Below are 25093 nucleotides of genomic sequence, written 5' to 3'. Positions count from 1 at the left end.
CATCCGCTCTGTTGAAGGGGCGTCTCGGCCTAGGCCAGTGTGTCGGCGCTGCTCGCACGCAGGAGTGCGTCGATCGCGGCGATGACCACCGATGCGGACTGCGTCGCCGCGTCGTCCACCTGCTCCAGAAAGTCGTCCTGGGCGGCAGGTCCGCACAAGTCGGAGATGCCCCGAACTGAAACGAACGGGACCCCGAACACGTGGCAGGTCTGAGCGATGGCGGATGACTCCATGTCCGTCGCCAGTGCTCCGGGGAAATCCCCGGTGATGCTCACCGCTCGGGCAGGCGTCACGAAGCTGTAGCTGGACACGATCAGACCCTGGTGCACGGTGCCGGCGCTGAGCGTGTGAGCGGCGCCGATGGTTTCGACCAGTTCATCGGGCGCGAAGTAGCTTGCCGGCATCCGCGGAACCTGACCGAGCACGTAGCCGAATGCGCGAGCGTCGGCGTCGACGTTGATGTACTCGGTGCCGACGACGACATCGCCGACCCGCACGTCGGCGCCCAACCCGCCGGCACTGCCGGCGCTGATGAGCAGCGGCACGCCGTGCTGTCCCCCGGCGCCCTGCGCGTCGAGGATTGCTGCGGTTGCGGCGCCGGCCGCGTTGACAAGGCCGATCCCGGTGCGCACGAGCACGACGGGGTGACCGCCCAGCACGACGTTGCGGTGAACCGAATTTCCGATCGCTCGCGCTTCGCCGACCTGTTCGGCGCGGGCGAGGAACGGCTCCAGCTCGTCGTCCATCGCGACCAGGATGACAACTTCGGGAGAGCTCACGCGAAGACCACGTTCCAGGTTTCGCGACCGGCCAGGAAGCCCGCGGCCGCAGCCTGCGCATCTTCGAGCGAGTGGTTGGCACCCCAACCGCATTGAATTTCATTTGCAGCGGGCACCGAATCTGCCTGCAGGATATCGTTCAGCGTCACCTCGATGAGCGCGGCAACTTCGTCGAACTCGGGAGCGCCCTGCATGATCAGATAGAAACCCGTCTGGCAGCCCATCGGCGAGAAGTCGATGACCTTGTCGGAGTGGTTGCGCGAGTGCTCGGCGAAAAGGTGCTCGAGCGAGTGCACAGCCTTCATCTCGAGGTGGTCGACATTCGGCTGTGTGAACCGCACATCGAACTTCGTGATCACGTCACCGGCCGGAAGGCGCTTCGTGTCGGCAACGCGCACATAGGGCGCCGCAACGAGTCGGTGATCGAGATTGAAGGATTCGACGTTCATTCGCTCTGGGTTCATTTTCAACATTCTGTTCGAGTTCGGACCAGTCTCGCTCGTGCGACCGACATCCCGGGTCACATTTATCGGCATCAAGAGACGTGTGAAGCGAGGTCTCTTCGTCGCGCGAGGTCGTAAATCTAGACGAATACGAGAATACGCTGCCTCGGCTCGGGGCCGGCTGCGCGCTCGGCTCGGGGCCGGCTGCACGCTCGAACGGCGTCACGTCAACCCAGCATCAACCCCGTGTCAGCGCGGCGTCAAACGGATGATCGGGATCTCACGGTCGGTGATCGTCTCGTACTTGGCGTAGTTCGGCGACTGTGTCGTGATCATCCGCCAGGCGTCGTCGCGTTCTGCGCCGTGCAGTTGCGCGGCACTCACCTCAATGCGCTGTCCGGCAAACTCGATACGAGCCGCGTCGGGATGCGCCGCGAGGTTGAGATACCAGGACGGATTGTGTGCAGCACCTGACGCCGACGCCACGATGAGCTTCGTGTCGCCCCCGCCGGGAAACCATCCGACGGGGGTCATCCGTTCGACGCCGGTTTTTCTCCCGATCGTCACGAGCACCAGCACCTGAGTGCGCCCGAGGGAGCCGGTGCGACGGACGTGGCCGACCATCCGTTGGTTGCCCCAGTGCTCGAACCGATTGTGCCCACGCTGGCGGGCCCCGCGCGTTCCATTCGGCGTGTCGAATGCCATTGTCTCGTCCCGTCTACTTGTCGTCGTTCTGCAGGAAGGCCAGAGCCGCAACCCCGATCGGGCCGAGCGTCGCGAGACACACCCATCTGCGAGCCACGATTCCATAGTCCTCCTGTCCGGCCGTCAGCGACAGGAGGGCCGGCCTCGTCATCCGTTGGCGGCTGGCCCTGACACCGCACGGTGTGCATTCACGCCGTCGACGGTGGGCGAGCGCGGATGGCGTCAGCCTTGAAAGTCCTCCGGGTCGACGTGCTCGATGAAATCCTTGAACTCGTCGAGCGTTTGCTCCCCGACGGGCGGACCCTCGTCTTCCTCCTCGTCGACGGCTTCCACCATCGCGGCGGGAATCCCCACTTCCTCCAGCACGTCGTCGGCGACGAAGAGCGGTGCAGCGGAGCGCAGTGCGAGAGCGACGGAATCTGAGGGCCGGGCGTCGAGCACGAGTGCGCCGGTTGCGGTGATGAGAGTGATCTCGGCGTAAAAAGTTCCCTGCTCGATGCGAGTCACCTCCACCCGCTCGACGCGGGCACCGACGGTATCGAGGAGTGTCTTCATCAGATCGTGCGATTGCGGACGCGGTGGCGTCTCGCCACTGAGGGCGATCAGCGTGGATGTCGCCTCCTGCTCGCCGACCCAGATCGGCAGCACGTGTCCCTCCGCCGGAGACTCTCCGATCGGTTTCAGAAGGATGATGTGCTGGCCCAAGGCGTCCAGCGCAACCCCGAGAACGCGTACCTGCACCATGGCGACTCCCGTCTCATCGTCGGGTTTGACACGGCCATAGTACGTCCGGTCGCCGGTCGCGGACCGAGAACAGTGAGACTGCCGAGGGGCGACGTCGTCAATCGCACTTGGTGCCCGCCGGCCTCACGAAAAATGATCAGGCTCCGGCCGGTGGGATCACACCGAGCTGTTGCATCAGCCCCAGGTCGTCGCGATCCGACCAATGCTCCACGATCTGTCCATTTGCGATGCGGTGGATTGCAACACCGGTCTCGCGAATCTCACGGCCGGTGGCAGGCAGTGGCCCGGGAAGGTCGCCCTCGTGACGGCCGTGCGCCGTCAGCCTGGTGACCACCTTGTCCCCCTCGGCGACCTGATCCTCAATCTCGTGCCGCCCGGGTGTGGCCGTCCAGAAGATCCGGAACGCCTGCTTCAGCCCTTCGCGACCGGAGGCGAGGTTGGGAAACGGAGCCGGATTGTGGTCGACATAATCCTCGGCGACCAACTCATCCATGGCATCAATATTGCCGGCATCGATCTCCGCGTAGAACCGGCGCACCAGCGCCTTGTTCTGTTCGGTAGTCATGCGATCGCCTCGCTCCAGGTGCGACACGTCGGCCGCAACCGTTACACCGGGTAACCCGTTTAGTCACTCGGACGCCGAGAACGCTACTCGTACGTCGTCAGCGCGTCAACGGCGCTCCCTGACCGTTGTGAGGGCCGGCCGCGCTGGGCTCAGCTCACGCGGCCGAAACGAAGGTGGAGTCCGGCGCAGCGGTGCCCCAGGCGTTCATCGCTTCCAGAACGTCACGTAGCTCATGGCCGAGCGGCGTCAGCTCGTAGACCACGCGGGGCGGGATCTCTGGGTAGGCCGTGCGCGTGACAATTCCGTGGGTCTCGAAGAGGCGCAGCCGATTGGTCAAGGTGTGCGCACTGATTCCCGGAAGCGCCCCGCGGAGTTCGGTGAATCGGTGTGGGCCGTGCAAGAGTTCACGCACGATGAGCGTGGCCCACGCTCCGTCAAAGAGGGTCAGAAAGCGCGCAACACCGCATTCCGGCAAGAAATCTTTCTCCACGAGTTTGCTCCGAGTTCCCTTTAGTGCATTTGACGTAACCAGTGCATCCTATGCACTAATGGACGAATGGTTTACATCGTGCATGGCGCCACCGGCGCTCAAGGGTCCCCCGTTCTCACCTCACTGCTCGCCGCCGGCTCGGAGGCAACCGCCGCAGTGCGCAATCCCGCAGGCCTCCCCGCGGGCGCCGGAGCGGTGACGGTTAACTTCACCGACACCGCGTCTCTCGCCGACGCCTATCGCGGTGCGGAGGGCGTTTTCGTTCACCTCCCGCTGGGCGCTCCCGACCAGTTGGCCGCGTTCGCCCGCTCGGTCGTCGAGGCCGTCGGCCAGGCACGGCCCGCCCGCGTCGTGATCTCCACCAGTGGCCAGATCGTCGACGCCCCCGAGTCGCCGATGCAGGCATCCGATGACAGCGCGATCATGACCCTGATTCGCGGCGTCGAGGCCACCGGCGTCTCGTTCGCGGTCGTTGCCCCGCGTCTCTACCTTGAGAATCTGCTGCTGCCGGTCGTGGCCGGGCCGGCCGGCGAAGAAGGCGTGCTGCGCTACCCGTTGCGCACCGATTACCCCGTTTCGTGGAGCTCGCACCTCGATGTCGCCGCCACCATCGTGCGCCTGCTCACCGACCCCACCCTCACGGGAACCGTCGCCGTCGGCCACCACCCGGCACTCACCGGGACTGACCTCGCCGCCGGTTTCGCCGCCCACCTGGGCCGCGACGTGCGCTTCGAGGCCGTTACCCCCGCCGAGTTCGGCGAGCTCATCACGCCGCTGTTCGGACCGGATGCCACGGCGCCGGTCGTCGGCCTCTACCAGGCGCTCGGCACCCAGGAAGGCAACACGATCGCCGCCGGCAACAGCGCCCAGCAGCTACTCGACCTGCACCCGCGCTCGGTTTCGGAGTGGCTGGCGGAGGTCAGCGCCGCGTAGTAGCGGTTCAACATGCTGGCCCCGGGGGCATCTTCCCGGGGCCTTCGCGTTCTCCGTTTCCTGCCTCCAACCTGCGGGAAGTCTGACTTCCAAGGTGGGAGCATGAGATCGACGCGAAACTGCCCGCCCCCCACAGAGACGGAAAGCCCAATGATCACGATCCACCTTCGCTATGAGATCGACGCCGACAAGCTCGACGATTTTCGCGCTTACGGCCAAGAGTGGATCCGGCTCGTCAACAGACTCGGCGGCACACATCACGGGTATTTTCTGCCCAGCGAAGGTGACAGTGATGAAGCATTCGCGCTCTTCACCTTCGACTCACTCGCTGCCTACGAGCAGTACCGCACGGCGGCATCCACTGATCCGGAGTGTATCGCCGCATTCGAGTTCGCCACGCGCACGCAGTGCATCCGCCGCTACGAACGCCGCTTTCTCTCGCCAGTATTCGAGTAGCTGGGATGTTGTGCTGACGGATGCCGCGGCATCCACCGACCTGGGGCCACGGCGCAGGCCGGAGGCCTCACCAAGCACTCGACCCCAGCAAGTAACACAATCACGGCCGGCATCAGCGCCCAGCAACTGTTTGACCAGCACCCGCGGTCGGTTTCGGCAGTGGCTGGCGCAGGTCCGCGCCAGGTAAGGAGCTGCAATACGCAATTGCGGTCACCCGCAACCATCTGGGCGCGGTGTATCCCGCTGGGCGCTGTGTATAGCCCGCGCCCAGCGGGATACCCCGCGCCCCAGGACCAGCACCGACTGACGTGAACGCAAAAGGGCGGATGCCGAAGCATCCGCCCTTTCGAGAATTCAAACCAGACCTAGAAGTCCCAGTCCTCGTCCTCGGTGTTCACTGCTTTGCCGATGACGTACGACGAGCCGGAGCCCGAGAAGAAGTCGTGGTTCTCGTCGGCGTTCGGCGATAGAGCCGACAGGATTGCCGGGTTCACGTCGGTGACCGTCTTCGGGAACATCGGCTCATAGCCCAGGTTCATCAGCGCCTTGTTGGCGTTGTAGTGCAAGAACTTCTTGACGTCTTCGGTCAGACCGACCTCGTCGTAGAGGTCCTGCGTGTACTGGATCTCGTTCTCGTAGAGCTCGTACATGAGGTTGAAGGTGTAATCCTTCATCTCATCGCGACGCTCCTGGGTCTCGTTCTCGAGCCCCTTCTGGAACTTGTAACCGATGTAGTACCCGTGCACAGCCTCATCACGAATGATCAGACGGATGAGGTCGGCGGTGTTCGTGAGCTTGGCTCGCGACGACCAGTACATCGGCAGGTAGAAGCCCGAGTAGAACAGGAACGACTCGAGCAGCGTCGAGGCGACCTTGCGCTTCAGGGGGTCGTCACCCTGGTAGTACTCCATGATGATCGAGGCCTTCTTCTGAAGGTTCTGATTTTCGGTCGACCAGCGGAACGCCTCGTCGATCTCCTTGGTGGAGCAGAGCGTCGAGAAGATCGACGAGTAGCTCTTGGCGTGCACCGACTCCATGAACGCGATGTTCGTGTAGACGGCCTCTTCGTGCGGGGTGATCGCATCCGGAATCAACGAGACAGCGCCGACGGTGCCCTGGATGGTGTCCAGCAGGGTCAGACCGGTGAACACACGCATCGTGAGCTGCTGCTCGGCCGGGGTGAGCGTGTTCCACGACTGGATGTCGTTCGACAGCGGAATCTTCTCGGGCAGCCAGAAGTTGTTGACCAGGCGGTTCCAGACCTCGACGTCTTTTTCGTCTTCGATCTTGTTCCAGTTGATGGCGTCAACGTGGGAGACGAGCTTGAGCTTGTCAATCATTTGAGTTCCTTTTTACGAGCGTGGGTCGAACGACCGGTTGTCGAGCTTGTCGAGACACGGTTGCGTGGTCTCGACAAGCTCGACCAACGGTTAAGCATCCAGAAATGCTAGAGCATGCAGCTGACGCAGCCGTCCACTTCGGTGCCCTCGAGCGCGAGCTGGCGCAGACGAATGTAGTAGATCGTCTTGATGCCCTTCTTCCAGGCGTAGATCTGAGCCTTGTTGATATCGCGCGTGGTGGCGGTGTCCTTGAAGAACAGCGTCAGCGACAGGCCCTGGTCGACGTGCTGGGTAGCCGCCGCGTAGGTGTCGATGATCTTCTCTGCACCGATTTCGTAGGCATCCTGGTAGAACTCCAGGTTGTCGTTCGTCATGAACGGAGCCGGGTAGTACACGCGGCCCAGCTTGCCTTCCTTGCGGATCTCGATCTTCGACGCGATCGGGTGGATCGACGAGGTCGAGTTGTTGATGTACGAGATCGAACCGGTCGGCGGCACGGCCTGCAGGTTCTGGTTGTAGATGCCGTGCTCGATGACGGATGCCTTCAGCTCGGCCCAGTCGGCCTGGGTCGGGATGGCGACGTTCGACGTTGCGAACAGCTCAGCGACGCGAGCCGTGGCCGGCACCCAGGCCTGGTCGGTGTACTTGTCGAAGAACGCACCGGTTGCGTAGGTGGAGTCTTCGAAGCCGGCGAACGCACGGCCGCGCTCGATCGCGAGCTTGTTCGAGGCACGCAGCGCGTGGAACAGCACCGTGTAGAAGTAGATGTTCGTGAAGTCGATTCCCTCTTCGCTGCCGTAGTAGACACGTTCGCGGGAGAGGTAGCCGTGCAGGTTCATCTGGCCGAGGCCGATGGCGTGCGAGAGGTCATTGCCGTCTTCGATCGAACGAACGGAGGCGATGTGGCTCTGCTCAGACACCGAGTTGAGGCCGCGGATGGCGGTCTCGACGGTCTGGCCGAAGTCGGGCGAGTCCATCGCCAAGGCGATGTTCATCGAGCCGAGGTTGCAAGAAATGTCCTTGCCGATCTCCTTGTACGAGAGGTCCTCGTTGTAGGTGGTCGGGGTGTTGACCTGCAGGATCTCCGAGCAGAGGTTCGACATGTTGATGCGACCCTTGATCGGGTTCGCCGCGTTCACGGTGTCCTCGAACATGATGTACGGGTAGCCAGACTCGAACTGAATCTCGGCGAGCGTCTGGAAGAAGTCACGCGCCTTCATCTTCGACTTCTTGATGCGCGGGTCGTCGACCATTTCCTGGTACTTCTCGGAAACCGAGATGTCAGCGAAGGGCACGCCGTAGACGCGCTCGACGTCGTACGGGGAGAACAGGTACATGTCCTCACCCTTCTTCGCCAGCTCGAAGGTGATGTCGGGGATGACGACACCGAGCGAGAGGGTCTTGATGCGCACCTTCTCGTCGGCGTTCTCGCGCTTGGTGTCGAGGAAGCGCATGATGTCGGGGTGGTGCGCGTGCAGGTACACCGCACCGGCACCCTGACGGGCACCGAGCTGGTTGGCGTAGCTGAAGGAGTCTTCGAGAAGCTTCATCACGGGAATGATGCCGCTGGACTGGTTCTCGATCTGCTTGATCGGAGCACCGGCTTCACGAATGTTGGAGAGCAGCAACGCGACGCCGCCGCCACGCTTCGACAGCTGCAGCGACGAATTGATGCCGCGGCTGATCGACTCCATGTTGTCTTCGATGCGCAGCAGGAAGCAGGAGACGAGCTCGCCGCGCTGGGCCTTGCCCGAGTTGAGGAAGGTGGGGGTGGCCGGCTGGAAGCGGCCGGCGATGATCTCTTCGACCAGGTTGACGGCCAGCTTCTCGTCGCCGGAGGCGAGTCCGAGAGCGGTCATCACGACGCGGTCTTCGAAACGCTCGAGGTAACGCTTTCCGTCGAAGGTCTTCAGCGTGTAGGAGGTGTAGTACTTGAACGCGCCGAGGAAGCTCTGAAAACGGAACTTCTTCGAGTAGGCCAGGTCGTTGAGCTTGGTGATGAACTCGAACGAGTACTGGTCGAGCACGGCCTGCTCGTAGTACTCCTTCTCGACCAGGTAGTCGAGGCGTTCGCGCAGGCTGTGGAAGAACACCGTGTTCTGGTTAACGTGCTGCAAGAAGTACTCGCGTGCTGCCTCGCGGTCTTTGTCGAACTGGATTTCACCGTTCGGACCATAGAGGTTGAGCATGGCGTTCAGGGAGTGATAATCCATTCCCGTCGCTGCGGCGTCAAGCGAAGAAACCTTCACGGCTGTTGCTTCCAAAACGAATCCAATCCTTCATGAACGATGCGCACATCATCCGGTGTTCCGAATACTTCAAATCGATAGAGGTGGGGAACCTTGCATTTGGCAGCAATGATGTCCCCGGCGAGGCAGAAAGCCTCCCCGAAATTGGTGTTGCCGGCGCCGATGACGCCGCGGATCAGTGACCGGTTGTTCTCATCGTTGAGAAATCTGATCACTTGCTTCGGTACTGCTCCCCCTTCAATGCCCCCGCCATAGGTGGGAAGGCAGAGAACGAAGGGTTCTTCAACGCGCAGTGGTTCTTCGCGCGCGTAGATCGGGATGCGCACGGCCGGCCGGTCGAGCTTCTCCACGAAGCGGTGGGTGTTTCCCGACACACTCGAAAAATAGACGAGATCAGTCATCAGGCACCCCTTTCTTTCGCGGGTTGCAACTCACGTGGAAAGTGAATTGCTGGTTTGTATTCGGACATGCGTCGAGCGCGTGGCGTCATACGGGTGGCGGCCAAGCCAGGTCAAACGGATGAATCAGATCAGGCGATGCGCGCGGCAAGCTCGTTGATCTTGTCGGGACGGAAGCCCGACCAGTGGTCTTCGTCGGTGATCACGACGGGGGCCTGCAGGTACCCCAGAGCCTTGACGGCTTCGAGCGCGTTCTCGTCAACAGAGAGGTCGAGAACTTCGTACTCGATGCCCTTGCTGTCGAGGGCGCGGTAGGTGGCGGTGCACTGCACGCAGGAAGGCTTGGTGTAGACCGTAATTGCCATGTCGTTGGACCTTTCTGGTCAGTTGAAAGTGTTGAGAATTGCGAGCTGAGGGACCTGTGAAAGGTGCGAAACCAGTCATGGTGCCCCCGCTTGAACTGGTACCTCAATACTACATCTAGTGATTTCAAATAGGAACGGCCACTACATGCGGTAATTACAATTATGTAGTTATCCACCGACATTCCACCGGTTCTCAACAGGCTGCAAAACCAAGTCGCCCTGTATTACGCGGGAGTCGCGGGAGTTATCCACAGGCTCCGCGTTACCTTAATTTTTGCCTGTGGAAAGTCGCCGGGCGTGTCGGATTGACCACTAGATGTTGTGCCGTGGACGCGGCTTCCCCACTAGGCATTCGTGTCCGCCAGCTTCGCAGGTGCCGCCGACACGCGGCAGTCCCCCACGCGAGGGACAGGCGAAAATCAGCCCCGAGGCAGCGCTCAGGCCACGTGCGCTGCGACCGAGGCACGACCGCTGATCAGCGCGGCCAGCAAGCCGATCGCGGCGGCCAGCCCGAAGCATCCGACAAACGGCCAGACCCCGCCGAAGGGCGTCAACGCCACGAACACAATCGCGGTCACCGCGATGGAGACGGCCGAGCCGATACCGTCGGAGATCGAGATTGCGGAACTCGTGAAGCCGTGGTCGGAGGGCGCCGCGGACTGCAGGGCCATCACCGAGGTGCGCGGGTACATCAGCCCCATTCCGGCTCCGCCGACTCCCCAGCAGAGGATCAGCAGGATCGCCGGGAGCTCGTAGACCGACATCACGATGGTGGCCGCGAGCCCCACACCAAGCAGGGCGAGGCCGATGCGGATACAGGCCTGGTGGCTAAGGCGTGCAGCAAAGCGGCCCTGCACCTGCGAACCGATCGCCCAGGTCACCCCGCCGAGCGTCAGGCCGAGCCCGGCATACACCGGCGTGAGGCCGTATTGGTCGGTGAGCAAGTAGGGAATGTAGATCTCTGCACCGAAAAACGAGCCGGCGATGAGACCGCGAAAGAGCACGACGCCCGGCAGCCCGGATGCTGCGCGCAGGGTTCCGACCGGCAGCAGCGGCCGCAGAGCGAGGGCGAGCACCGCGAGGGCGGCCACGGGCAGAATCCACCGAGCCACACCCACCGCATCGGCGGACAGGTTGAGCACGAGCACTGCGATCGCGGCCAACGCCGACCAGGCGATGCGAGAAATACTCCAGGGGGCGGCATCCGCACCCGGGCGTTCGCTGAGACCCCGCACGGCCGGCAGCACCAGGGCCAGGGCCGGAATGACGAGCACGACGACGCCGAGAAAGACCCAATGCCAGCTGAAGGCTTGGGCGACGACGCCGGCCAGGAACGGACCGATCAGCGACGGGATCACCCAGGCGGCGGCAAAGCCGGCAAAGATGCGCGGTTGCAGCATCGCAGGGTAGACGCGCGCGACAATCACGTAGAGGGCGACGGTGATGGCTCCACCGCCGAGGCCGTGCAACAGGCGGCCAGCGACGAGCACTCCCATGCTCTGTGCGGTGCCGGCAACGATGAGGCCGATCGTGAACAGCAGCACAGCGGCGAGGAGCGCGCCGCGTGGTCCCCGGCGGTCAGACCAGTTTCCGGCCAGAACCATTCCGACGACGCTGACGGCAAGCGGGCCGGCGAATGCCAGCGCGTAGAGCGACTGACCGTTCAGATCGACGCTGACCGCCGGCATGACGGTGGTCACGGCGAGTGATTCGAATGCGGCGAGAAGAATCAGCGAGAACATGCCGATGCTGATCCAGCGGTAGCGCGGGCTGAAAAGGGTTTCAGGGGCGGATGCGCGGGCGTCGCTGGTCGCGGTCCCGTCGGTCGCGGCGCTGTCGGTCGCGGCCCCGTCGGTCGCGGCGCTGGGCGACGCACTGGTCACGGCGTTGCTCTCGGCCCTGATCGCGGAAGTACGCTCGGCATCCGTCAGGGCCTCGGTCGTGGCAGTGGTCCCGGTCTCATCCCCGACGTCGACCTCCGACTCTTCTCGCGCGTCATTCACTGCCGCGCGCGCCTCATCGTCGGTTGTCTTCTTCCCCATGCGCTTATTCTCCCAGTTGTGTTGCGTTTGTCATCAGGCCAACACGGTGGCTTGCGCCGCTATTTCGCACCGCTTCCGCGTCGGCGGCGGTGAGATGGTCGTGCGCTGGAGAGCCTATGACCTCAACTATGGTTGAGGTCAAAAGGAGTCCAGATGCCACAACTCGGCGGCGATACCCGCACGTCGCTCACAGTCGGCGTGCTCGCAGAACGCAGCGGTGTCGCGGTCTCGGCACTCCATTTCTATGAGCGCAAAGGATTGCTCTCCAGCGAACGCACTGACGGCAATCAGCGCCGATATCGTCGTGATGCCCTGCGCCGTGTTGCATTCATCCGGGTCTCGCAGCGCGTTGGGATCCCGCTCGCCGACATCCGCACCGCCCTCGATTCCCTGCCCGAAAGCCGCACGCCGACAAAGGCGGATTGGGCACGGCTGTCGCGCCTCTGGAAGTCCGAACTGGATGCCCGTATCGCCGACTTGCAGCACCTGCGCAACGACCTCACGGAGTGCATCGGTTGCGGATGCCTGAGCCTCACCCGGTGCACGCTGCAGAATCCCGGCGACCGCCTCGGTGCATCCGGGGCCGGCCCGCGCCTCTGGGAGGGCTGAGCCCGCTCGCTCCCGACTCGCTCCTGCTTTGCGCCGCAATCTGGGCGCGGTTTATCCCCTCTGGCGCGGGCTCTACACCGCGCCCACCCGGATACACCGCGCCGGGGCTGCATGCGAGGCTTCGCCGCCGCATCGCAGCGGGCCGCGCCAGGCTGTGTTGGAGACCGGCCCCAAGCATCCGCCGCCGGCACGAGGCATCCGTTGCTACTACTCCACCGCCAGCGCGTTACCGCGCGAGCGGCCCCCGTGCTCCACGAGGAATGTGTGGAACCGACGCGGAGAGAGCGCAGTCGCCCAATCCCACCGGATGAAGCTGTCGCAGCCGGGTTCCTGGCGCAGCGCGTCCTCGCGGTGCTTCTCCGCCATCATGACCTCCTCAGGGCTTCGGCCGTCGAGCTCTACCCCGCGCGTGTACTTGAGCTTGCCGTCGAACTCACCAATCTTTCGGATACGCCGCCAGTAATAATCCACTTGGTAGTCCTGCCCGCCCACGTTCCGAAACCAGATCTGAAGTTCGGGCACTTCGAACCCCAGCTCGTGCATCCGAACCCGACCGAGAGTTTCGCCCGGGTTCGCCGACATTTCGCTGCCGAATTCAATGGCCCGCACAGCCTTCTCGCGGCGCGTACGTGACAGCGTCGGTGAAAGCTCGGCATAGAGGTCGGCTTTTGTGAGTCTCGGCCGAGCCAGGATGCCGCTCTCTCGCGCGGCCTCCTCCCTTTCCTTTTCGGTGCGGAGTGCGTGGTCGATCATTACGACAGCCACCAGAAAGGTGGCCTGCACAGCCACGTCGACGAGCGTTCGCGCTAGCGAGGTGGCCAGAATCGCGCCGATCTGCACGGCATTGGCGGCCGACGTCGCTCGATGCCGCGTGGTCAATCGCGCGTGGCTGCCACCCGTCGCTGAATCATCAATCACGTGAAGCGTCTTCGGCCACGAACCGATGATCGGGAGCCCATGCAAGACCGCCGCCGATTCGTGCGACACGACTACCGGCCGCTGCCCAAGGAGGTGCGTGGCCTGCACAAAGAGTCGATAGCGGTCGTCATACTTCGCCGTCGCCCAGAGCTCGGCGCCGACGTACACTCCACGCCGAACCCGCACCAATTCTCGACGCTCGACGAGCGCCTCAACCGAGTGCGACGAGACGCCAAGTTGTCTCAACGCCGCCGCCGGAATCAGTCCGTCATGAACAGCGGCAGCCGTCTCCAGAAATTCGCGCATGCCCTACGGTGGTGGGACCGAACCCAACCGCTGTGCGAAATCGCAACATCAGTGCAGAACCCAGCGCAGGCATCCGTCGTGGATAAGTGTGGATAAGGGCAGTGTGGCCATCTCGGCGCGGTGTATCCCCGCAGGCGCGCGCTCTACACCGCGCCCAGCGGGATACACCGCGCCCAGCCGATGCAGCCACCTGCATGATGGCTGGCGGAAGGCTCTCAGGAGCGACGCATCGCCAACGGATCCAGCGGCACCGGCCCCGCAAATGAAATGCGGTCTCAGTGGTTACTCCGGTCGAAAATTGCGATCCCGCCATCTCGGCGCGGTGTATCCCCGCAGGCGCGCGCTCTACACCGCGCCCAGCGGGTTACACCGCGCCCAACCCGCACGAGAGCCTCCGCAGCACACCCAATTGCCGCCACCGCGCACGCCGAACTCCCCCGCACGCCAAAGGCCCCGGCATCCGCAGAACGGATGACCGGGGCCCCAGCCGAGCACATGCACGCGCACCAAGCGCAGGCGCATACGCCCGGCGCGTGCGCATGGCGCACACGTCGAGCGCTAGAGCGCTAGCGACCGCCCGCGCGACGCTTGTTGTACACGTCGAAGGCGACAGCGAGCAGCAGCACGAGACCCTTGACGGCCTGCTGCCATTCGATGCCGATGCCCATGATCGACATACCGTTGTTCAGCACGCCGATGATCAAACCACCGATGATGGCGCCACCGATCGTTCCGACGCCGCCTGTCACCGCCGCTCCACCGATGAACGCCGCCGAAATGGCCTCAAGCTCGAAGCCGTCGCCTGCCTTCGGGCCCGCCAGGTTCAGGCGAGCGGTGAAGATGAGGCCGGCCAGTGCGGCCAGAACACCCATGTTCACGAACAGCCAGAAGGTGACGTTGCGGGTCTTGATGCCCGACAGCTCGGCAGCGTGCAGATTGCCACCGATTGCGTAGATGTGGCGGCCGAAGACGCTGCGGTTCATGATGACGCCGTAGACGAGGATCAGCACGGCCAGCACGATGAGCGTGACCGGGATGCCCTTGTACGAGGCCAGCGCCCAGGCGAACAGGCCGATTGCCACGGAGATCAAAACGAGCTTGGCGACGAACCAGACGATCGGTTCGACTTCCTGGCCGTACTTCGCGCGGCCCGCACGGGTGCGCACCTGCTGCACGATGAGCGCGATGATCGCGATCGCTCCGACGCCGAGCGTCAGCGGGTCGAGGTCGAGTTCGCCGAACACGTTGTTCAAGAAGCCGTTGCCGAGCGCACGGTATTCAGCCGGGAACGAACCGATGTTCGCGTTGCCGAGCACCGCCAGCGCCAGGCCGCGGAAGATCAGCATGCCGGCCAGCGTCACGATGAAAGCCGGGATGCCGACATAGGCGATCCAGAAGCCCTGCCAGACACCGACCAACGCGCCAACCAGCAGCGACAGGATGATCGACAGCCACCACGGCAGACCCCAGGTCACCGCGAAGACACCGGAGCAGGCTCCGACGAAGGCGGCAACCGAGCCGACCGACAGGTCGATGTGCCCGGCGATGATCACCATCACCATGCCGATGGCGAGAACGAGAATGTAGCCGTTCTGCACGATCAGGTTCGAGATGTTCTGCGGACGCAGCAGGATGCCGTCGGTCAGAACAGTGAACAGCAACACCACCACGAGCAGGGCGATGAAGATGCCGTTCTTGCCCAGGTCAGACAGCAGGTGGGTCAGCCACGCTCCCGCCTTGGATGTGCTCGGATTGATTTGCGCGCCCGCTGCCGTTCCCGGCGTCGGCTTGGTCTCAAGATCGCTCATTGACGTTTCTCCTAATCCACCAGCGCCGACGCTAGCGGGCCTTTTCCATGGTCATGTGTTTGATGAGGGTCTCCGGGGTGGCTTCCTTGATCGGGAATTCTCCCGTGATGCGCCCCTCGGAGAGGGTGTAAATGCGGTCGCTGATGCCGAGCAATTCGGGCAACTCGCTCGAAATCACGATGATGCCCTTGCCCTGCGCCGCGAGCTTGTTGATGATCGCGTAGATCTCGTATTTCGCGCCGACGTCGATACCGCGAGTGGGCTCATCCAGAATGAGCACGTCAGGGTTGGAGTAGATCCACTTCGACAGCACAACCTTCTGCTGGTTGCCGCCCGACAGCTTGCCGGTCTTCGACAACACCGACGGCGCCTTGATGTTCATGCTGGTGCGATATTCGTTCGCCACCTTGAACTCTTCGTTGCTGTCGACCAGGCCGCCGCGACTCAGCTTGCCGAGTGACGCCATCGAGATGTTGCGCTGAATGTCCTCGATCAGGTTGAGCCCGTACTGCTTGCGATCCTCGGTGGCATAGGCCAGTCCGTTGTCGATCGCCTCAGACACGGTGCGGGTCTTGATCTCGACGCCCTCTTTGAAGACGCGTCCCGAGATGCGGGTGCCGTAGCTGCGCCCGAACAGGCTCATCGCGAACTCGGTGCGACCGGCGCCCATCAGCCCGGCGATGCCGACGATCTCACCCTTCCGCACGTTGATGTTCACGTTGTCGACCATGACGCGCGTGACATCCAGCGGGTGGTGCGCGGTCCAGTCCTCGACGCGCAGAATCTCCTCGCCGATCTTCGGCGTGTGATCCGGATAGCGGTGCTCGAGGTCGCGACCGACCATGTCCTTGATGATGCGATCTTCGGTCACATCGTCGCGGGCGATCGTTTCGATCGCCTTGCCGTCACGGATGACGGTGACCGCGTCGGCGACCTTCTTGATCTCGTTCAGTTTGTGGCTGATGATGATCGACGTGATGCCCTGACCCTTGAGGTGGCGCATCAGGTCGAGCAGGTGATCGGAGTCTTCGTCGTTCAAGGCCGCGGTCGGCTCGTCGAGAATGAGGAGCTTGACTCGCTTGGAGAGCGCCTTGGCGATTTCGACCAGCTGCTGCTTTCCGACACCGATGTCGAGGATGCGCGTGGTCGGGTTCTCGTTCAGACCGACGCGCGCGAGCAGCTTGGCGGCTTCATGGTTCGTCTTGTTCCAGTCGATGAGACCGAACGCGCCACGCAGCTCGTTGTTCAAGAAGATGTTCTCTGCAATAGAGAGGTAGGGGCTGAGAGCCAGCTCCTGGTGGATGATGACGATGCCTTTGGCTTCGCTGTCGCTGATGTCGCGGAAGGCGACGACCTCGTCTTCGAAGACGATGTCACCGGTGTAGCTGCCGTGCGCGTACACGCCAGAGAGCACCTTCATCAGGGTGGACTTGCCGGCGCCATTTTCACCGCAGATGGCGTGAATTTCGCCGCGCGCAACATTCAGGGTGACCTCCTGCAGGGCTTTGACGCCGGGGAAGGTCTTGGTGATGCCGCGCATTTCGAGAATATTGGTGGTCACTCGCGTGCCTCTCTGAGTGTCGTTGGCGGGTGAACCGCCGGTGGGGCAACAGGTAACAGTAGTCGCCCCACCGGCGAATCAGTGAGTCGGACTAGCCGTCGATCTCGGCCTGGGTCCAGTAGCCGCTGTCAACCAGCACCGAAGTGATGTTGTCCTTGACGACGATGGTCGGGCTGAGCAGCATCGACGGAACGACCTTCTTGCCGTTGTCGTACGTCTTGGTGTCGTTGACGGTCGGCTCGGTGCCGTTCAGAACGGCAACGGTCATCTCAACGGCAACCTTGGCGAGCTCGCGGGTGTCCTTGAAGATGGTGGCGAACTGCTCGCCGGAGTTGATTGCCTTGACCGAGTCGATCTCAGCATCCTGACCCGTGATGATCGGCCATTCTGCGCCAACGCTGTAGCCGGCGTCGGTCAGAGCGGAGATGATGCCGCGCGACAGGCCGTCGTACGGGGAGAGAACGCCGTTGACCTTGCTGCCGTCGGAGTACGTCGACGTCAGGATGTTTTCCATGCGCTTCTGGGCAACTTCGCCGTCCCAGCGCAGGGTTGCGACGGTGTTGAAGTCGGTCTGGTTGCTCTTGACGACGAGGGTTCCGGCGTCGATGAGCGGCTGCAGTTCCTGCATGGCGCCGTTGAAGAAGAACGTGGCGTTGTTGTCGTCAGCCGAACCAGCGAACAGCTCGATGTTGAACGGGCCGGCGGGGGCGCCGTCGACCGGCTTGCCCTCGAGGTCAGTCAGTCCGAGGCCGTTCAAGAGCGACCATGCCTGCTGCTGCCCGACCTTGAAGTTGTCGAAGGTCGCGTAGTAGTTGACGTTCTCCGAGTCGCGGATGAGGCGGTCGTAGGCGATCACCGGGATCTTGGCGTCCGCGGCATCCTGCAGCACCTGGGTCAGGGTGGTGCCGTCGATCGAGGCGACGATGAGAACTTCGGCGCCCTTGGTGATCATGTTCTCGAGCTGCGAAACCTGGGTGGGGATGTCGTCTTCTGCGTACTGCAGGTCAACCTTGAAGCCCTGGTCTTCGAGCTGCTTCTTGATCGAGTCGCCGTCCTTGATCCAACGCTCAGACGACTTGGTGGGCATTGCAACGCCCACGAGGCCGCCCTTGCCGGCAGTGTCGCCACCGGCGGAGTCGCCAGCGGTTCCTGCGCAAGCAGCAAGCGAGACAACCATGGCGCCGGCGGCGATCAGGCCAAAGAATACGTTCTTCTTCTTCACTGTGTTCCCTTTCGTTCTTTCTCTATCGACATTGATATGAATGTCAGGTGGTTGATGCGTGTACAGCTGTGATTACAGGCCTTGCGCCAAGCGGTAGTAGGCCTGATTCCAACGCACCTCGCGCGTGAAATCGCGCAGGGTGGTGGCTTTATCGATCACGAGAAGCTCAGTGCGAGCGATCTCGGCGAAATCGTGGAACACCTCAATGCCGACGGCAGTCGACATGACGGTGTGGTGGGCGGCGCCGGCGGTGAGCCAGGCGGCGGCGGATGTCGCGAAGTCGGGCTCCGGAGACCAGACCGCGCGACCGACGGGCAGGTTCGGCAGCGCCTCGGTGGGCTCGACGACCTCGACCACGTTGGCGACCAGGCGGAACCTGTCGCGCATGTCCGAGAGTGCCACGACGACGGCGGGGCCGGGGTCGGCGTTGAAGACCAGACGCACGGGGTCTTCTTTGCCGCCGATGCCGAGCGGGTGGATCTCCAGCGTCGGCTTCGAGGTGGTCAGCGCAGGGCTGACCTCGAGCATGTGCGCACCGAGGATCAGTTCGTTGCCGGGGGTGAGGTCGTAGGTGTAGTCCTCCATCAGGCTGGCACCGCCGGGAAGCCCGGAGCCCATGACGTTGGCGACGCGCACCAGGATGGCGGTCTTCCAGTCGCCCTCTGCACCGAAGCCGTAGCCCTGCGCCATGAGGCGCTGCACGGCCAGACCGGGCAGCTGGCGGAGTGCGCCGAGGTCTTCGAAGCTCGTGGTGAAGGCGCCGAAGCCGCCCTCCTCAAGAAAGCCCTTGAGGCCGAGTTCGATCGCGGCACCGTAACGCAGCGAGTCGTGGCGTTCGCCACCCTTCCGCAGCTCGGGAGCGACCGTGTAGAGCTCGTCATACTCGGCGACCAGTGCGTCGATGGCGGTCTCGGAGACCGCGTGCACGGCATCCGCCAGATCGTTGACGCCCCAGGTGTTCACCTGCACGCCGAAGCGCAGCTCTGCCTCGGTCTTGTCGCCCTCGGTGACCGCGACGTAACGCATGTTGTCGCCGAAGCGTGCGAGCTTGAGACTGCGCGAGGCGGCCCAACCGGCGGCGGCGCGCATCCAGCTGCCGACCTGCGCGGTGACGGCCGGGTTCGAGACGTGGCCGACGACGGTCTTGCGGGCGACGCCGAGGCGGGTCTGGATGTAGCCGAACTCACGGTCGCCGTGCGCGGCCTGGTTCAAATTCATGAAGTCGAAGTCGATCTCGGACCAGGGCAGCTCGACGTTGGCCTGCGTGTGCAGGTGCAGCAGCGGCTTGGTCAGCGCGTCGAGGCCGGCGATCCACATCTTCGCCGGGGAGAAGGTGTGCATCCAGGCGATCAGGCCGATCACATTGTCGGCGGCGTTGGCGTCGAGGGCGGCGCGGCGGATCGACTCGGAGTTCGTCAGAACGCTCTTCCAGACCACCGTGACCGGCACGTCGTGAGCGGCGCCGAGGGCACGAGCGATTTCCTGGGACTGCTCGGCAACCTGGCGGAGGGTCTCCTCGCCGTAGAGGTTCTGGCTTCCGGTGAGAAACCAGACTTCGTAGTGGTCGAGCGTCGTCGACAGCGCGGTCGCGGTGGTTGCGATGGGCAGGGTGGCGGACAATGCGGTCATTTCTGAAGTGCTCCCTGCGGTGCTTGTCCGTAGACGTTCTGGTATCGGTTGAAGAGAGCGTCGATCGACTCCTGAGGAATCGGTACCAGTTCGCCACCCGCGCGGGCCAGCTGCACGGTGCGGGCGACATCCTCAACCATGACGGCGGCCTTCACGGCATCGCGGGCACTGTTGCCGATCGTGAACGGGCCGTGGTTCTGCATCAACACAGCCCGGGAGCGGTGACCGGTGAGAGTCTCAACGATGCCGCGACCGATCGAATCGTCGCCGATGATGGCGAACGGGCCGATCGGGATGTCCCCACCGAACTCGTCGGCCATGGCCGTGATCACGCACGGGATGGCTTCGGCGCGGGCGGCCCAGGCCGTGGCGTAGGTGGAGTGCGTGTGCACGACCCCGCCCACCTCGGGCATATTCCGGTAGACGTATGCATGTGCCGCGGTGTCGCTGGACGGCGAGCGGTCAGAACCGGGGGTGTCGGGAATCACCGCGCCGTCGAGGTCGCAGAGGATCATGTTCTCGGGTGCGAGGTCGGAGTAGTCGACGCCGCTCGGCTTGATCACGAACAGGTCGGCGCCGGGCACGCGGCCCGACACGTTGCCGCCGGTCCAGACGACGAGGTCGTTGGCGGTCAGCTCCGAGTGGAGGTGGGCGATCTCGGTGCGCACCCGGGCGATGGCGACCTCAATCTGCGGGCCGAAGGTGCTCATGCGGACACCGCGCTGTCGGCCGGTACCGAATTCAGGAACGGAGCGGCGAGCCGCTCCCTTTCCCCGCGGGTTTCGGCAGTCGACACACCTCCGTTCCTGAATTGGGTACCGCCGGTTGACGCTTCAGGCGCGACGGATGCCGCAACGACGCTCCGCTTGAGGGCTTTTAGCCGGTGCATGACCTCGTTCGCACCGCGACCGAAGTAATCGTGGAGCAGCGCATATTCCTCGAAGAGAATGTCATAGGCCGCAGCGGACTGCTCGTTCGGCGTGTAGACGTTTTTGTTGAGCTTGCCCATCGCCTGGCCGGCCTCACGCACGTCGGCGTAGGCTCCGGCGGCGACCGCCGCGTGGATGGCCGACCCGAGCGCCGGGCCCTGCTCGCTGGCGATCGTCGAGATCGGCAGGCGCAGTATGTCGCTGTAGGTCTGCATCAGGAATGCGTTCTTGAGCAGTCCGCCGGCGACGATGAATTCGGTGACCGGCACGCCGCTCTCGTTGAAGGTCTCAACGATGGTGCGCGCTCCGAACGCTGTTGCCTCGAGCAGCGCCCGGTAGATCTCCTCGGTGCGCGTGGTCAGCGTGGCGCCGACGACGAGACCCGACAGTTCGTGGTCGACCAGCACCGAGCGGTTGCCGCTGTGCCAGTCGAGGGCGATCAAACCGTGGGCGCCGACGGGGTCAACCGCGGCGAGATCGGTCAGATACTGGTGGATCGACTTTTCGGCGGCATCCGCTGCTTCGAAGTAACGCTTGGGAACCTGCGTGTTGACGTACCAGGCGAAGATGTCGCCGACGCCGGACTGGCCGGCCTCGTAGCCGTAGAGGCCGGAGACGATGCCGCCGTCAACGACGCCGCACATGCCGGGAACCTCGGCGAGCACATCGGAGTTCATGACGTGGCACGTGCTGGTGCCCATGATGGCGACCATCTGGCCGGGCTCAACAGCCTGCGCGGCCGGGGCCGTGACGTGCGCGTCGACGTTGCCGACGGACACGGCGATGCCCTCGGGCAGGCCGGTCCACTCGGCGGCCCGCTTCGAGAGGGTGCCGGCGGATGCGCCGAGCTGGCCGATCTCGTGGGCCACCTTGGTCTCGGCGAAGTCGGCGAAGTCGGGGTTCAGCGCAGCGAGGAAGTCGCGGCTCGGGTACTCGCCGTCCTGCAGGATTCCCTTGTAGCCGGCGGTGCAGGCGTTCCGCACATAGCGGCCGGTGAGCTGCCAGACAATCCAGTCGGCGGCCTCGACCCAGTGGTCCATGCGGTGGTACAGCTCGGGGGCTTCCTCGAGCAGCTGCAGCCCCTTGGCGAATTCCCACTCGCTGGAGATGAGCCCGCCATAGCGCGGCAGCCAGCTCTCGTCGCGTTCGAACGCGAGGTCGTTGATGCGGTCGGCGTGCGGCTGAGCGGCGTGGTGCTTCCACAGTTTCACGTAGGCGTGGGGGTGAGCGGCGTACTCGGGCAGTTCGTTCAGCGGGGTGCCGTCGGCGAGGGTGGGAACCATCGTGCAGGCGGTGAAGTCGGTGCCGATGCCGATGACCCGGGCCGGGTCGATTCCGGCGGCGGCGACCGCGGCGGGAACGGCGCTCTTCAGCACGTCGACGTAGTCCTGCGGAACCTGCAGCGCCCAGTCGGGGGCGAGCGCGGCACCGGTTGCGGCGAGTGTGGTGTCCATCACGCCGTGCGGGTAGTCGAGTGTGGCCGATCCCAGTTCGACGCCGTCGGAGACGCGCACGACGACGGCGCGACCGGACAGGGTTCCGTAGTCGATGCCGATGACGTACGAGTCAATCGCGGCCGACGCCTGCTGTGTTGCCTGCGGGGCGGTCGTACTCACGATTCGACTCCTTCGTCTGGTTTGGTTCCAAATGTGAACGGTCACATTGCTTCGCCCATGCTAGCCGCAAAGATGAATTCTTTGTCAACTCGGAAAGGTCACGGTCGTGCAACGACCGCGTTCGGAACGCTCACGATTCATTCCCGAACTGCCTCCGAACTGCTCACCCCGACGACGGATGGGCGCTGCGGGAGCGGCTGGCCGGGCGACGGATGAGCGCTTCAACCCATGGGATGGCCGCGCGACGCAACGGAGGAGATTCTGCGAAACGCCGTGCGCGGGCGGCGGTTCTGCACGGCGTGTTTCCGTTTCTCCTCCGTTGCGTGCGGGCGCGTCGACGGGTCGGCCACGGGGCCACAAGAGCCGGGCCGGATGTCGCGAGAGCGAAAGGCTCTAGCGAAAGTACGGCGCGGGCGGAGCCGTCGAGCCCCGCACGATGAGTTCGGGCGTAATGGAATCCCGAAAGCCGGTCGGCTGCTCGTCGTTGATCGAGCTCAGCAAAAGCGCCATGCAGCGGCGGCCGAGTTCGGCGAAGTCTTGGCGCACTGTCGTCAGTGGCGGCCAGAAATGAGCGGCTTCCGGGATGTCGTCGAAGCCGACGATGCTGACATCGTTCGGCACATCGAGTCCGGCATCACGGATGGCGTGAATCAGCCCGAGCGCCATTTGGTCGTTCGAGGAGAAAATGGCGGTGAAGTCGCGCACCCGCAACATCTCACGGCCAGCGTAGTAACCGAATTCTGCGGTCCAGTCGCCGAGGATCGGAGCCGTGGTGGGCACATCCATTGCCCCCATCTCATCAAGAAAGCCGCGCATGCGCGCCTCGGCTTCGATCCAGTCCTGGGGCCCGGCGAGGTGGTAGATGTCGCGGTGACCGAGCTCGATCAGGTGCCGGGTGGCCAGTCGGGCACCGGCAATCTGGTCGACCGACAGCGTGTGCTCGTCGAGGTGGCCGGTGGATTGCATCGTCACGAACGGCACGTCGATCGCCATGTGCTCGAGGGCGTCGAACACCCGCACCTGCGGGGCGATGACCACGATCCCCTCGACCGACTGGCTCATCAAGTGGGTCAGGGCCGCCTCGATCGATTCCGGGTCGACGGCCGACAGGTTGGCCATGTTCACGAAGTAGCCGGCCTCGCGAGCGGCGTCTTGAATCGCCGCGATACTGCTGGCCGGGCCATAGTGCGAGCCGCTGGCCGAGAGCACCCCGATGGTGCGGGACCGGCCGTTGCCCAGGGCCCGGGCGGCCCGGTTCGGGCGGTAGTGCACCTCTTCCATGACCTGCAGCACGCGGGCCTTGGTGGTGTCCCTGATGCTCGGGTGGTTGTTCAATACCCGCGACACCGTCTGGTGTGAGACGCCGGCCAGACGCGCAACATCTCGAATGCTGGGCGCACGGCCCGGGGGCATGTCGGAGATCACGATGTCGGCCTCACTTCGGTGTGCACGGTCACAGATGTGAACGCAGGTCAATTATGCACAGAAAAGACCGACCGGAATGCGCCTATGTGACTGTCACATTGCCGTGAGAAGTCGTGTTTTTGTCACATGCAGGCTGCGGAATATAGTGCGATCGCCTGGCCCGTTTGATCACCGTGACGATGACCGCCGCGAGCGCCAACACCGCGGGAACGAGTAGGTTCGGGCCCGCGAGAATCAACAGACCGCCGGTGAGAACCACGGAGATCACGGCCAGCCACCACCCCAGTGAATAGCGGGCGAGCAGCCGTACCGCGGCGATCATGCCCAGCGCATAGATCGACACCATCGCACTGGTGTGAATCAGGATGAACGGGGTCAAGTCGAGGTCGCGCCAGATCATGATGGCGAAATAGCAGGTCGTGAGTGCGGCGACCACCGCCAACGCCCGCCGCGGAACTCCCCCGGCTTCCACGCCGCTCGCGATCCAGCGCGGCAGGTCCCCGTCGCGACCGAGTGAGGCGCCGAGCTTGCCGAACGCGCTGAGGTAGACGTTGAGCACGCCGAGGGCCACGATCGCGGCGATGACCGCCACGAAGACCGGACCGATTCCCGGGGCCCCGGTGGCGACGAGGTCAAGAAGTGGAACTGGCCCGCTTGCCGCCGACTCGCCGAGCACGGCGACGGTGACGTATTGCAGCGCCAAGTACGACACCCCGACCACGACCAGGGCGATCCCCGTGGCGATCGGGATCACCCGGCGCGGGTTCTTGAACTCACCGGCGATGTGGGTGCCGACCTCCCAGCCCGCGAACGCCCAGACGAACAGGCTGATCGCGGTGCCGACCCCGCCCCAGCCGTGCGGAAGGAACGGTTCGAAGTTGGTCGGGTCCGCCGCGGGCAGCGCCACCGCGACGACCCCGATCACGATGAAGAGCAGGGCGCCGGTCAGCACGAGCTGCACGATGCCGGAGACCCGCAGGCCGAAGTAGTTGGCGACGAATGGCGGAACCAGAATCGCCGCCGCGACCCAGACCACTGCCGAGCGATCGGCGCCGATGATCGCGACGACGTACTCGGCGCCGAGCATCGCCACCACTGGCGCGCCCACCCCGACGCCGAAGAAGAACCAGTAGCCGGCCATCCGCGCCCAGGTCTGCCCGAGTGCGCGGCGCACATAACTGGCGACGCCTCCCGCATCGGGATAGCGGGAGGCGAGCGCGGCGAATGTTCCGGCGAGCGGGATCGAGAGCAGAAAGACGGCGAACACCGCGACCATTGACGCGGGTCCCGCCGCGCTGGCGGCGAGGCCCGGCAGCACCAGAATCCCGGTGCCGAGCACGGCGGCAATATAGAGGGCCGTTCCCTGCAGCAGGCCGAGGCTGCCGTGATGGCCGGCCTCGACATCCGTCGTGGAGGAAACGGATGGCGTGGGGCGGGAGGTCGAAACGGTCACTGGTCAATCATGGCGGGTGCCCACCCCACAGGAAATGGCAGAGCTGACACCCTTCGACAAGAAACTGCCAATGGCCTCCGCTGGTCGAGATTGTCGAGACCCCGCATG

At 64.0% G+C, this 25093-nt stretch carries 24 protein-coding genes; 3 read left to right on the top strand and 21 right to left on the bottom strand.

Translation table 11 applies throughout. The annotated features are described in order from the left end of the window. Positions 1 to 29 precede the first annotated feature (29 nt). From mtnN to AC1DCF_RS07595, 7 genes are all read right to left on the bottom strand, one after another. Positions 30 to 779 carry a 5'-methylthioadenosine/S-adenosylhomocysteine nucleosidase gene (mtnN, locus tag AC1DCF_RS07625; RefSeq protein WP_477210485.1) on the bottom strand — a complete coding sequence of 250 codons (750 nt, stop codon included), beginning with the start codon at positions 777 to 779 and terminating at the stop codon, positions 30 to 32. Further along, positions 776 to 1243 (bottom strand): S-ribosylhomocysteine lyase, encoded by a 468-nt coding sequence (locus AC1DCF_RS07620; RefSeq protein ID WP_477210484.1) that lies wholly within the window; start codon positions 1241 to 1243, stop codon positions 776 to 778. Before AC1DCF_RS07620 ends, mtnN begins: the two co-directional genes overlap by 4 nt. Positions 1244 to 1471: 228 nt before the next feature. Continuing rightward, positions 1472 to 1927 (bottom strand): nitroreductase/quinone reductase family protein, encoded by a 456-nt coding sequence (locus AC1DCF_RS07615; protein WP_477210483.1) that lies wholly within the window; start codon positions 1925 to 1927, stop codon positions 1472 to 1474. Between the two features lie 13 nt (positions 1928 to 1940). After that, complete coding sequence (locus tag AC1DCF_RS07610) at positions 1941 to 2078, bottom strand: hypothetical protein (RefSeq protein WP_477210482.1); 138 nt, start codon at positions 2076 to 2078, stop codon at positions 1941 to 1943. 71 nt (positions 2079 to 2149) lie between these two features. Next, complete coding sequence (locus AC1DCF_RS07605; protein ID WP_477210481.1) at positions 2150 to 2671, bottom strand: bifunctional nuclease family protein; 522 nt, start codon at positions 2669 to 2671, stop codon at positions 2150 to 2152. 136 nt (positions 2672 to 2807) lie between these two features. Continuing rightward, positions 2808 to 3236 (bottom strand): ester cyclase, encoded by a 429-nt coding sequence (locus AC1DCF_RS07600; protein ID WP_477210480.1) that lies wholly within the window; start codon positions 3234 to 3236, stop codon positions 2808 to 2810. A 154-nt stretch (positions 3237 to 3390) separates the two neighbouring features. Next, the gene (locus tag AC1DCF_RS07595; protein ID WP_477210479.1) at positions 3391 to 3726 is read right to left on the bottom strand and encodes a winged helix-turn-helix transcriptional regulator; all 336 of its coding nucleotides are present in this window, start codon (positions 3724 to 3726) and stop codon (positions 3391 to 3393) included. A gap of 66 nt (positions 3727 to 3792) precedes the next feature. Between AC1DCF_RS07595 and AC1DCF_RS07590 the strand changes: the two genes are divergently transcribed. Then, positions 3793 to 4659 carry an NmrA family NAD(P)-binding protein gene (locus AC1DCF_RS07590; RefSeq protein WP_477210478.1) on the top strand — a complete coding sequence of 289 codons (867 nt, stop codon included), beginning with the start codon at positions 3793 to 3795 and terminating at the stop codon, positions 4657 to 4659. A 150-nt stretch (positions 4660 to 4809) separates the two neighbouring features. Next, the gene (locus tag AC1DCF_RS07585) at positions 4810 to 5115 is read left to right on the top strand and encodes an NIPSNAP family protein (RefSeq protein ID WP_477210477.1); all 306 of its coding nucleotides are present in this window, start codon (positions 4810 to 4812) and stop codon (positions 5113 to 5115) included. 365 nt (positions 5116 to 5480) lie between these two features. Here AC1DCF_RS07585 and nrdF read toward each other — a convergent pair whose 3' ends face one another. The 5 genes from nrdF to AC1DCF_RS07560 form a co-directional block, all read right to left on the bottom strand. Further along, a complete protein-coding gene (nrdF, locus tag AC1DCF_RS07580) occupies positions 5481 to 6455 on the bottom strand; it encodes a class 1b ribonucleoside-diphosphate reductase subunit beta (RefSeq protein WP_441792091.1) in 975 nt (324 codons plus the stop codon). Positions 6456 to 6562: 107 nt separating this feature from the next. Then, positions 6563 to 8668, bottom strand: coding sequence for a class 1b ribonucleoside-diphosphate reductase subunit alpha (gene nrdE, locus AC1DCF_RS07575; protein ID WP_441792149.1), 2106 nt, complete (start codon positions 8666 to 8668; stop codon positions 6563 to 6565). A 32-nt stretch (positions 8669 to 8700) separates the two neighbouring features. Then, on the bottom strand, positions 8701 to 9105 hold the full coding sequence (gene nrdI, locus AC1DCF_RS07570) for a class Ib ribonucleoside-diphosphate reductase assembly flavoprotein NrdI (RefSeq protein WP_441792090.1): 405 nt from the start codon (positions 9103 to 9105) through the stop codon (positions 8701 to 8703). A gap of 128 nt (positions 9106 to 9233) precedes the next feature. After that, complete coding sequence (gene nrdH, locus AC1DCF_RS07565; protein ID WP_345067121.1) at positions 9234 to 9467, bottom strand: glutaredoxin-like protein NrdH; 234 nt, start codon at positions 9465 to 9467, stop codon at positions 9234 to 9236. A 437-nt stretch (positions 9468 to 9904) separates the two neighbouring features. Continuing rightward, on the bottom strand, positions 9905 to 11509 hold the full coding sequence (locus AC1DCF_RS07560; protein ID WP_477210476.1) for an MFS transporter: 1605 nt from the start codon (positions 11507 to 11509) through the stop codon (positions 9905 to 9907). Positions 11510 to 11662: 153 nt separating this feature from the next. Here AC1DCF_RS07560 and soxR point away from each other — a divergent pair, with 153 nt between their 5' ends. Beyond that, the gene (gene soxR / locus AC1DCF_RS07555; RefSeq protein ID WP_477210475.1) at positions 11663 to 12118 is read left to right on the top strand and encodes a redox-sensitive transcriptional activator SoxR; all 456 of its coding nucleotides are present in this window, start codon (positions 11663 to 11665) and stop codon (positions 12116 to 12118) included. 207 nt (positions 12119 to 12325) lie between these two features. Here the strand turns inward: soxR and AC1DCF_RS07550 are convergent, their stop codons facing one another. The 9 genes from AC1DCF_RS07550 to AC1DCF_RS07510 all read right to left on the bottom strand — a co-directional run bounded on the left by AC1DCF_RS07550 (position 12326) and on the right by AC1DCF_RS07510 (position 24985). Continuing rightward, entirely contained in the window at positions 12326 to 13342 is a 1017-nt protein-coding gene (locus tag AC1DCF_RS07550; protein WP_477210474.1) for a hypothetical protein, read from the bottom strand. 566 nt (positions 13343 to 13908) lie between these two features. Further along, positions 13909 to 15150, bottom strand: a complete 1242-nt coding sequence (gene mmsB, locus AC1DCF_RS07545; protein ID WP_477210473.1) for a multiple monosaccharide ABC transporter permease — start codon at positions 15148 to 15150, stop codon at positions 13909 to 13911. A gap of 31 nt (positions 15151 to 15181) precedes the next feature. Next, entirely contained in the window at positions 15182 to 16711 is a 1530-nt protein-coding gene (gene mmsA / locus AC1DCF_RS07540; RefSeq protein ID WP_477210472.1) for a multiple monosaccharide ABC transporter ATP-binding protein, read from the bottom strand. A 91-nt stretch (positions 16712 to 16802) separates the two neighbouring features. After that, positions 16803 to 17888 (bottom strand): multiple monosaccharide ABC transporter substrate-binding protein, encoded by a 1086-nt coding sequence (gene chvE, locus AC1DCF_RS07535; RefSeq protein WP_477210557.1) that lies wholly within the window; start codon positions 17886 to 17888, stop codon positions 16803 to 16805. A gap of 117 nt (positions 17889 to 18005) precedes the next feature. Continuing rightward, the gene (gene araA / locus AC1DCF_RS07530) at positions 18006 to 19562 is read right to left on the bottom strand and encodes an L-arabinose isomerase (RefSeq protein ID WP_441792084.1); all 1557 of its coding nucleotides are present in this window, start codon (positions 19560 to 19562) and stop codon (positions 18006 to 18008) included. Then, on the bottom strand, positions 19559 to 20272 hold the full coding sequence (locus AC1DCF_RS07525; RefSeq protein ID WP_477210471.1) for an L-ribulose-5-phosphate 4-epimerase: 714 nt from the start codon (positions 20270 to 20272) through the stop codon (positions 19559 to 19561). Before AC1DCF_RS07525 ends, araA begins: the two co-directional genes overlap by 4 nt. Next, the gene (gene araB, locus AC1DCF_RS07520) at positions 20269 to 22107 is read right to left on the bottom strand and encodes a ribulokinase (RefSeq protein WP_477210470.1); all 1839 of its coding nucleotides are present in this window, start codon (positions 22105 to 22107) and stop codon (positions 20269 to 20271) included. Before araB ends, AC1DCF_RS07525 begins: the two co-directional genes overlap by 4 nt. A gap of 393 nt (positions 22108 to 22500) precedes the next feature. Continuing rightward, complete coding sequence (locus tag AC1DCF_RS07515; protein WP_477210556.1) at positions 22501 to 23520, bottom strand: LacI family DNA-binding transcriptional regulator; 1020 nt, start codon at positions 23518 to 23520, stop codon at positions 22501 to 22503. 94 nt (positions 23521 to 23614) lie between these two features. Then, on the bottom strand, positions 23615 to 24985 hold the full coding sequence (locus tag AC1DCF_RS07510; RefSeq protein ID WP_477210469.1) for an APC family permease: 1371 nt from the start codon (positions 24983 to 24985) through the stop codon (positions 23615 to 23617). Positions 24986 to 25093: the final 108 nt, after the last annotated feature.

It is taken from the genome of Leifsonia sp. 10L418 (assembly GCF_056395445.1).
This window is presented reverse-complemented; position numbering and strand designations above follow the sequence as displayed.